This window comes from Streptomyces sp. 150FB (assembly GCF_000818195.1).
Lineage (GTDB): Bacteria > Actinomycetota > Actinomycetes > Streptomycetales > Streptomycetaceae > Streptomyces.
This window is the reverse complement of the sequence record NZ_JTHL01000001.1, coordinates 3,136,608-3,145,724: the sequence shown is the minus strand read 5'-3', so window position 1 is coordinate 3,145,724 and position 9,117 is coordinate 3,136,608. Positions and strand designations below refer to the sequence as shown.

The following is a 9,117-nucleotide window of genomic DNA, read 5'->3' as shown; positions in this document are numbered from 1 at the left end:
GACCGCCGGGGTCGTTCCCGTACTGCGGCAGCGGCGCGCCGTGGCCGATCAGGCGGGGCTCGGCGCCCGTCAGCGGGCCGCGAACCTGTCGGGGGCGCTGGAGGTCGCCAACGGTGGCGCGCGGCTGCTGGAGGGCGGCCGGGTGGTGCTGGTGGACGATCTCATGACGACGGGAGCTTCGCTGGTCGAGGCGGCTCGCGCACTGCGTGCCACCCTGCGGCCGGGCTTTCCCGGATTCGTACAGGTGAGCGCGGCAGTTGTCTCCGCGCCGCCCCTCTCCTTCGAAATAAACCGGAACTGAGCCTCGATTTGCATCCTTGCAGGTAAAGCGGGAAGAGAAACACCTGAACGGACGTACCTGCTGGTAGCGGGTGCCGACACCCGTCCGGGGGAGCTATGTTCGGTTGTACGGAATGGCGAAAGCCGTGGCTCGCAGAATGCGTCGCGGTGCCCCGGCGTTTGTCACGGTGCTCCGGCGTTTTTCGAAACCTCGAAGTTCATGAGGGTGGGGACCACGTGGACGGGGGAGGAGGAGGTGAAAGTCGCCAAGTCCGAGGCTCCGGTGACTACTGGGGTCTGGTGCAACAGGGAGCATCTCCGCAACGAGGCGGAGTGATCCGGGAACGGAGTTCTGCGTGGACATCGTCGTCAAGGGCCGCAAAACAGAGGTGCCCGAGCGGTTCCGCAAGCACGTGGCCGAGAAGCTGAAGCTGGAGAAGATCCAGAAGCTCGACGGCAAGGTGATCAGCCTCGACGTCGAGGTGTCCAAGGAACACAACCCGCGTCAGGCCGACCGGTGCGACCGGGTGGAGATCACCCTTCGCTCACGGGGCCCCGTGATCCGGGCGGAGGCGGCGGCCGGTGACCCGTACGCCGCGCTCGACCTGGCAACCGGCAAGTTGGAGGCCCGGCTGCGCAAGCAGCACGAGAAGCGCTACAACCGCCGTGGCAACGGCCGTCTCTCGGCCGCGGAGGTCGTCGAAGTCATCCCCGACGTGGCCGAGTTGAACGCGAACGGCGAGACCGCGGCGGAAGAGGCGGCGGCCGTACCCACCACCAAGATGGGTTCGGTGGACGTCCAGGGTGACGGACCACTGGTGGTCAGGGAGAAGAACCACGTCGCCGCGCCGATGACGCTGGACCAGGCTCTTGAGGAGATGGAACTGGTCGGGCACGACTTCTACCTGTTCGTCGACTCCGACACCAAGGAACCGAGCGTCGTCTACCGTCGTCACGCGTACGACTACGGGGTGATTCACCTCAGGACGGATCCGCTGGCGGATTCGGGAACGGGTGGCGCCGGCGGCGCCCTCGGCGGCTGAGACGGCCGAAGACGGCTGTGGCGCCCGGAGTTGGCCGCGAGAGCGGCGACGGCCCCGGCGGCGCTCGCGCCGAACACAGCCGATTACGGCCTGAATTCGGCTGAGTACAGCCTGTATTTCGGCTGATATCCGTCCCTGAATGGTGCCCCTGAGTGCTCCGGAACGCCCTTTTGAGCCCTCAGGGGCACCCTCGTGCGACCACGGGATCACCGTTCTGAGGCCCAGGCGTGAAATCATGGCGGCGTAAGCCAACAGCCGGTCGCCGAACTGCGATTGGCAGGCTCATGTGAACTCGGGGCCATGGCCTTCAGGGGGAGGAACGATGGCGGACCACTTCGGGCCGGTGCATCACTCAAGGGATGCTCATGAGGCGCGCCACATCGACGATGCGGAGAGACGCGCCGGTTGCGAATCCGGGCCGGATACGGGCGGTTCGTCCCGCCAGGAGCCGATCCGGGTGCTCGTCGTGGACGACCACGCGCTGTTCCGCCGCGGTCTGGAGATCGTCCTCGCCCAGGAGGAGGACATCCAGGTGGTCGGTGAGGCGGGCGACGGCGCCGAGGCCGTCGACAAGGCCGCCGATCTGCTGCCCGACATCGTGCTGATGGACGTACGGATGCCCAAGCGCGGCGGGATCGAAGCCTGCACCGCCATCAAGGAAGTGGCTCCCAGCGCCAAGATCATCATGCTGACGATGAGCGACGAGGAGGCCGATCTCTACGACGCCATCAAGGCGGGCGCCACCGGCTATCTCCTCAAGGAGATCTCCACGGACGAGGTGGCCACCGCGATCCGCGCCGTCGCCGACGGCCAGTCCCAGATCAGCCCGTCCATGGCGTCCAAGCTGCTGACCGAGTTCAAGTCGATGATCCAGCGCACCGACGAACGCAGACTGGTGCCGGCGCCGCGCCTGACCGAGCGCGAACTCGAAGTCCTCAAGCTGGTCGCCACCGGAATGAACAACCGCGACATCGCCAAAGAGCTGTTCATCTCGGAGAACACCGTGAAGAACCACGTCCGCAACATCCTGGAGAAGCTCCAACTGCACTCCAGGATGGAGGCCGTGGTCTACGCGATGCGGGAGAAGATCCTCGAAATCCGCTGACCGCGACCGCTCGTCGGTGACCGCGGGCCGGTGACCGCTGACTGGCGCCCGCCGACCGGGGGTACGGGCACGGGCGCGCGCTCAGCCGGCGGTGAGCGCCTTCGCCAGGGCGTCGCGCAGGTCGGGCGCGTCGACGCGCTCCACCCGTACGTCCGTGCAACCGACCCACTCGGCGGCCTCCCGCAGCGCCTCGGCCATCGGCGCGACCGCTTTGGGGCCGTGCAGGGACACCTGCTTGGCCACCAGCGTCTTCCCCTCCCGCGCCGGATCGACCCGGCCGAGCAGGCGGCCGCCGGAGAGCAGCGGCATCGCGAAGTAGCCGTACACCCGCTTCGGCTTGGGGACGTACGCCTCCAGGCGGTGGGTGAAGCCGAAGATCCGCTCGGTCCTGGCCCGCTCCCAGATCAACGAGTCGAACGGTGACAGCAGCGTCGTACGGTGGCGTCCGCGCGGCACGCTCGCCAGCGCCTCGGGGTCGGCCCACGCCGGCTTCCCCCAGCCCTCGACGCTCACCGGCACCAGCCCCGAGTCCGCGACCACGGCGTCGAACTGCTCGCCCCTGACGCGGTGGTAGTCGGCGATGTCGGCGCGGGTGCCGACTCCGAGGGCCCGGCCCGCCAGCCGTACGAGCCTGCGCAGGCACTCGGCGTCGTCGAAGCTGTCGTGCAGGAGATCGTCCGGAATGGCGCGCTCAGCGAGGTCGTAGACCCGCTTCCAGCTCCGCCGCCCGGTGCACACGACCTCGCCGAACATCAGCGCGCGCTCGACGGCGACCTTGGCCTCGGACCAGTCCCACCACAGTCCGCCGTTCTTGGCGCCGCCCAGCTCCGTGGCGGTCAGCGGCCCTTCCGTGCGCAGTTGCTTGATCACTGTGTCGTAGGCGCCGTCCGTCAGGTCGTGGGACCACTGCGGGCGGGCCCGGTAGGCGCGGCGCCTGAACGCGAAGTGCGGCCACTCCTCGACGGGCAGGACGCACGCGGCGTGGGACCAGTACTCGAAGGCGTGCGGCCGGGGAGCCGCGGCCGGGGCCATGGCCTCCGTGGATGCCGACGGTGCCGCCGGCGCAGGCGTCCAGTAGGCGTCCTCGCAGGCCTTACGGCCCACTGCCCCGAGCCGCGCGTACGGAATCAGCTCGTGCGAACGCGCCAGCACCGAGATCGTGTCGAGCTGGACGGCGCCAAGGTGCCGCAGCACTCCCCGGACACCGCCCCGCCGGTCCGGCGCGCCGAGGAATCCCTGGGCGCGCAGCGCCATACGGCGTGCTTCGTCGGCGGACAGCTCGATGGCGGCGGGCGGCACAATCGTCATGCGTCGAACGATAGACGCAGCCACTGACAGCCCCGGCCTGCTGCCCCGGGGCCGCCGAGTAGGGTGCTGCGATACACATGGTCATGTCATGTGGCCGGGTTGTAGCCGGACGACGGGGGCGGATATGGCGATGCGGCGTTGGATCAAGGTGACAGTGGCGGCCGCGGCGGTCCTCGGTGTGGGCGGTTACATAGCCCAGCCCTACGCGAAGGACTGGGTACTGACCGGGCAGGCGTGCGACGGGGCGCTGCCCCGCGACGTGACGGGGCAGCTCGTACCCGACGGCGCGCACCTGACCGAGGAGCGGTCCCAGCAGATCGACGGACTGGGCTCCTACGGATGCGACCTCCGTTTCGAGGGTGACGGCGACGCGGTGGGGCACATCGTCCTGGACGCGTACACCCGGCGGGACGACCAGGACGCGGAGTTCATGACGCTCTTCCCCGAAGGCGGACAGTCGACGGTGGAGGCGCTGCCGGACGGGCTGCCCGGCTTTGTCGACGAGTACCGCGGCATGCATTTTCTGGTGCCGTGCCCGGATCTCGGCAAGGACGCCGACGGTAGGCAGCGGAAGCTGCTGACGCGCGTCTCCCTGCAACGGCGGGTCGACGCCGGAGTGCCAGGAGCCGCTTACCGGATGGCTGTCTCGCTCACCAACGCGGCCTCGGACCGGCTCGGCTGCGGTGCGAAGCCGCTCTCGCCTCCCAAGAAGGACGTTCCGCTCGCCGATCCCGAGAAGAGCAGCGAGGAGGCGCGCGGTGTCCCGCTGGCCGAGGCCAAGGACACCGCCTGCGGGTGGGCGGCCGGCGCCGGGCTGCCGGAGCCCGCGACCTGGCGCGCCTTGGGCAGCGCGAACGAGAACTCACCCGTCGCGAGTTGTGTCCTTCTCACCGGGGACCCGGACTCGGAGGACGGGTCCCGGATGTACTTCAGAGCCTGGTACGGCGACTGGAGCAGGCGCCTGACCAAGGAGTACGACGACCGCGTCCCCGTATCGGCCACCGCACGCTGCGACGGCGAGGCAGCCACCTTCGCGCCCGCGTTCAGCGACGACATCCCGGGCGTCGACAAGGGGGACGAACAGCGGATCTTCAAGCTGTTCGCGGAGGACCAGGTGCGTCGGCACGGTTGCTCCGACCTGCGGCTCCCGTTCTGAGACCCCTGCTGAGTGAGACCGCCTGAGACCCCGGACGGCCCCGGCGGGTCTCAGTACGCGATCAGCCACAGCCCGTCGACGTACCACTCGTCCATCAACTGCTTGATGTCGGCCAGGCGCCGCGCCGGTACGCCGCGTTCCTTCGCCCACCCGTCCAGCACCGTGAACAGTTGGTGCCGTCCGTCCATCAGCGTGCTGTCCATCGGTCCGGCGGCCGGGCGGTCCGCTATGTCACCCATCGGGGGACGGGTGTCCAGCTGCCCGGAGGCGGGGCGGAAGGCGCCGCGCGTGTGTTTGCGTACGGAGGCGTCGAAGGCGGCGAGATCGGGAATGGTGCCGTCCCTGGCGTACGAGGCCCTGAGCTTCATCAGCCGGCCGACGTCCTCCGCCAGGTGCCGGAGGTCGAAGTCCGGCAGATCGGTCGGCTGGTTCCAGCCGGACTTGCTGTGGTTGGGGCGCTCGTCGGGGTCCCCGGCCTGACTGGTCAGCCGCTCCAGGTAGTACGCGAGATACGCGCGGTAGGTGTCGTAGAGGACGGCGAACGCCTCGGGGTCGGCGGCGAGGCTGTTGACCAGCCGCTCGGGGTCGGCCTCCTCGTCCGGGGCGCCTCCGCTGTAACCGAAGTCGACATGCGCCTCCCGCGGGTCGAGGAAGCGGCCGAACGGCGTGTAGCCGTTCTTGTCGGGCCTGGTCATGCTCGGCGGTACGGCGGCGGCGGTGGCCCGCTTGTCCGCACCGCTGTAGGCGCTCGCGTCCACCACGTAGTCCGCCAGCATCCTGGCCACGCCCGGCGCCATTCCGACGGGTACGTGCCTGTCGTCGAGCGCAACGGCCACCGCGTACGCGCTGCGGGCCTGCGCCATCGTGTGGGCCTTGCCCGCGCCGGTGGCAAGGGTGGCCGCCTCCACGACACGGCCCAGTATCCGGGCGTCGGCGGCGCACACGTTCGCGTTCGCGGGTACGAGGAGCTTCGCCGCGCGGTCGGTGTCGGCGGCGTAGTCGCCCGGGTCGAGCGCCCGGGTGGCCGCTGCCGGGTCCTTGGCGAGGGCGGCCGTCGACGCGGGCAGCCGCCAGCAGGGTTTCGCGTCGTCGGAACCGGTCAGGATCAGCGGGACCGTCACCGCCGCCGCCAGCACCACCACGGCGACCGCCGAGGCGAGCAGCGGGTGCTTTCTCAGCGGGCGGAACCGGCCTACGGGCGGTTCCGCCTCCTCGGCGGGCGGGGCCGTGAGTCCGCCGTCGGTCGCTTCGGTGCCACCCGCACTGTCCGTGGTATTCATGCCGCCCGTGTCATTCATGTCGCCCCCCGCAGTCCCCGTCGTGCCTGCCCCGCGCCTGGTTCCCCCATCACGCGTCCGGGCAGACTAGCGACTGTCGGTGTTCATGACACGGCTGGGGCTGGACATGACAGGTCTGTCAGCCGGCGCCGGTCCCTGTCCCCGCAGGCTCCGTCCACGTCGGCTCCGTCCGCGCCGGCAGGTACGGGTAGGCGCCGGGCAGGCCCACGTCGGACGGCAGCAGCGCCCCGACCCAGCAGTCACGCACGGTGTCCTTGTTGAGCAGCCCGGCGCGCAGGACGCCCTCGACCACCATTCCGGCCTTCTCGGCCACGGCGCGTGAGCCCTGGTTGCCGACCTCGGCGCGCCACTCCAGACGTATGGTGTCCAGCGCCGTGAAGGCCCAGCGGGCCACGGCTGTCACGGCCTCCGTCATGTAGCCGCGCCCCCGGTGCTCCTTCGCCGTCCAGTAGCCGACCTCCCAGGTGCCGGAGCGCGGGTGGTGCAGGCTGATCGCGGCGAGCAGGGTGTCGTCGTCGCGGGGGCGGACGGCGAAGGTGTACTCGCTGTCGTACCGCCAGCCGTCGGGGACCATCCTTTGGATGAACTGTTCGGCATGCTCCCGTCCGTACGGAGAGGGGATCGTCGTCCAGCGCTGGATGTCGGGGTCCTGGCAGGCCGCGTAGGCGGCCTCCGTGTCCTCGGGCGTGAAGGCGCACAGCCGCAGGCGCTCGGTGCTGAGGGTGACAGGTTTCATGACGGGATTCTGCTGCGCGCGGATGTGTGGCGCGAGCACTTTTCGTTTCCGCACCGGCACCTTCCGTGCCTTCCGTGCGTTCTCATGGAGGGTGACAGCGCCCGCGCGTGACAGCGACCCTCCCGGCGCGGGCCGGTCCTCGCTTACGATGGCCGTTGCGGTGGGGCCCGCCCGCCGTGCCCGCGCCCGTGTCCGTATACGACCCAGTGCCAGGCCCGACCGGCAAGGAGACCACCCTCAGTGTCCGTCTTCAACAAGCTCATGCGTGCAGGCGAAGGCAAGATCCTGCGCAAACTGCACCGCATCGCGGACCAGGTCAACTCCATCGAAGAGGACTTCGTCAACCTCTCCGACGCCGAGTTGAAGGCGCTCACCGCGGAGTACAGGGAGCGGTTCGCCGAGGGCGAGAGCCTGGACGACCTGCTCCCCGAGGCCTTCGCGACCGTCCGAGAAGCGGCCAAGCGCGTGCTCGGCCAGCGTCCGTACGACGTCCAGCTCATGGGCGGTGCGGCGCTGCATCTCGGCCATGTCTCCGAGATGAAGACCGGTGAGGGCAAGACCCTCGTCGGCACGCTGCCCGCGTACCTCAACGCGCTGTCCGGCAAGGGCGTCCACCTGATCACGGTGAACGACTACCTGGCCGAGCGCGACTCCGAGATGATGGGCCGCGTCCACAAGTTCCTGGGCCTCTCCGTCGGCTGCATCCTGGCCAACATGTCGCCCGCGCAGCGCCGCGAGCAGTACAACTGCGACATCACGTACGGCACGAACAACGAATTCGGCTTCGACTACCTCCGCGACAACATGGCGTGGTCGCAGGACGAGCTGGTGCAGCGCGGTCACAACTACGCGATCGTCGACGAGGTCGACTCGATCCTGGTGGACGAGGCCCGTACGCCGCTGATCATCTCCGGCCCCGCCGACCAGGCCACCAAGTGGTACGGCGACTTCGCGAAGCTCGTCACCCGGCTGACCAGGGGCGAGCCCGGCAACCAGCTCAAGGGCATCGAGGAGACCGGCGACTACGAGGTCGACGAGAAGAAGCGCACCGTCGCGATCCACGAGCCCGGTGTCTCGAAGGTCGAGGACTGGCTGGGAATCGACAATCTGTACGAGTCGGTGAACACCCCGCTCGTCGGTTACCTGAACAACGCGATCAAGGCCAAGGAACTCTTCAAGAACGACAAGGACTACGTCGTCATCGACGGCGAAGTCATGATCGTCGACGAGCACACCGGCCGTATCCTCGCCGGCCGCCGTTACAACGAGGGCATGCACCAGGCGATCGAGGCGAAGGAAGGGGTGGACATCAAGGACGAGAACCAGACCCTTGCCACGATCACCCTCCAGAACTTCTTCCGCCTGTACGACAAGCTCTCCGGCATGACCGGTACGGCCATGACCGAGGCGGCCGAGTTCCACCAGATCTACAAGCTGGGCGTCGTCCCGATCCCGACGAACCGGCCGATGGTCAGGGTGAACCAGCCCGACCTGATCTACCGCACCGAGGTCGCCAAGTTCTCGGCGGTCGTGGACGACATCGCGGAGAAGCACGAGAAGGGGCAGCCGATCCTGGTCGGCACCACCTCGGTCGAGAAGTCCGAGTACCTCTCGCAGCAGCTCAGCAAGCGCGGCGTGCAGCACGAGGTGCTCAACGCCAAGCAGCACGACCGGGAGGCGACGATCATCGCCCAGGCCGGCCGCAAGGGCGCCGTCACCGTCGCCACCAACATGGCCGGACGTGGTACGGACATCAAGCTCGGCGGCAACCCCGACGACCTCGCCGAGGCGGAGCTGCGCCAGCGCGGACTCGACCCGGTCGAGCACGTCGAGGAGTGGGCCGCCGCCCTGCCCGCGGCGCTGGAGAAGGCCGAGCAGGCGGTCAAGGCGGAGTTCGAAGAGGTCAAGGAGCTGGGCGGGCTCTACGTCCTCGGCACCGAGCGCCACGAGTCGCGCCGTATCGACAACCAGCTCCGCGGCCGTTCAGGACGTCAGGGCGACCCGGGCGAGTCCCGCTTCTACCTGTCCCTCGGTGACGACCTGATGCGGCTGTTCAAGGCGCAGATGGTCGAGCGCGTCATGTCGATGGCCAACGTCCCGGACGACGTCCCCATCGAGAACAAGATGGTCACCCGCGCCATCGCCTCGGCGCAGTCGCAGGTCGAGCAGCAGAACTTCGAGACGCGTAAGAA

At 69.0% G+C, this 9,117-nt stretch carries 7 protein-coding genes and 1 pseudogene; 5 read left to right on the top strand and 3 right to left on the bottom strand.

Annotation, left to right across the window (positions count from 1 at the left end; translation table 11 throughout):
* The 3 genes and pseudogenes from QR77_RS13335 to QR77_RS13325 form a co-directional block, all read left to right on the top strand.
* Window positions 1-301: pseudogene (locus tag QR77_RS13335) on the top strand (phosphoribosyltransferase family protein); the annotation flags it as partial.
* Window positions 302-635: 334 nt separating this feature from the next.
* A complete protein-coding gene (raiA, locus tag QR77_RS13330) occupies window positions 636-1,322 on the top strand; it encodes a ribosome-associated translation inhibitor RaiA (protein WP_040021898.1) in 687 nt (228 codons plus the stop codon).
* Window positions 1,323-1,644: 322 nt separating this feature from the next.
* A complete protein-coding gene (locus QR77_RS13325) occupies window positions 1,645-2,427 on the top strand; it encodes a response regulator transcription factor (protein WP_040021896.1) in 783 nt (260 codons plus the stop codon).
* Window positions 2,428-2,508: 81 nt separating this feature from the next.
* Here QR77_RS13325 and QR77_RS13320 read toward each other — a convergent pair whose 3' ends face one another.
* Window positions 2,509-3,735, bottom strand: coding sequence for a crosslink repair DNA glycosylase YcaQ family protein (locus QR77_RS13320; RefSeq protein WP_040021894.1), 1,227 nt, complete (start codon window positions 3,733-3,735; stop codon window positions 2,509-2,511).
* A 124-nt stretch (window positions 3,736-3,859) separates the two neighbouring features.
* Here QR77_RS13320 and QR77_RS46625 point away from each other — a divergent pair, with 124 nt between their 5' ends.
* Window positions 3,860-4,891, top strand: coding sequence for a hypothetical protein (locus QR77_RS46625; protein ID WP_040021893.1), 1,032 nt, complete (start codon window positions 3,860-3,862; stop codon window positions 4,889-4,891).
* A gap of 50 nt (window positions 4,892-4,941) precedes the next feature.
* Here the strand turns inward: QR77_RS46625 and QR77_RS13310 are convergent, their stop codons facing one another.
* Both QR77_RS13310 and QR77_RS13305 read right to left on the bottom strand, forming a co-directional pair.
* Window positions 4,942-6,171, bottom strand: coding sequence for a hypothetical protein (locus tag QR77_RS13310; RefSeq protein WP_040021892.1), 1,230 nt, complete (start codon window positions 6,169-6,171; stop codon window positions 4,942-4,944).
* 136 nt (window positions 6,172-6,307) lie between these two features.
* A complete protein-coding gene (locus QR77_RS13305; protein WP_052489598.1) occupies window positions 6,308-6,925 on the bottom strand; it encodes a GNAT family N-acetyltransferase in 618 nt (205 codons plus the stop codon).
* Window positions 6,926-7,165: 240 nt separating this feature from the next.
* On the opposite strand from QR77_RS13305, the gene secA reads away from it, so the two are divergent.
* The coding region (gene secA, locus QR77_RS13300) for a preprotein translocase subunit SecA (RefSeq protein WP_040021891.1) at window positions 7,166-9,117 on the top strand (1,952 nt) is incomplete at its 3' end.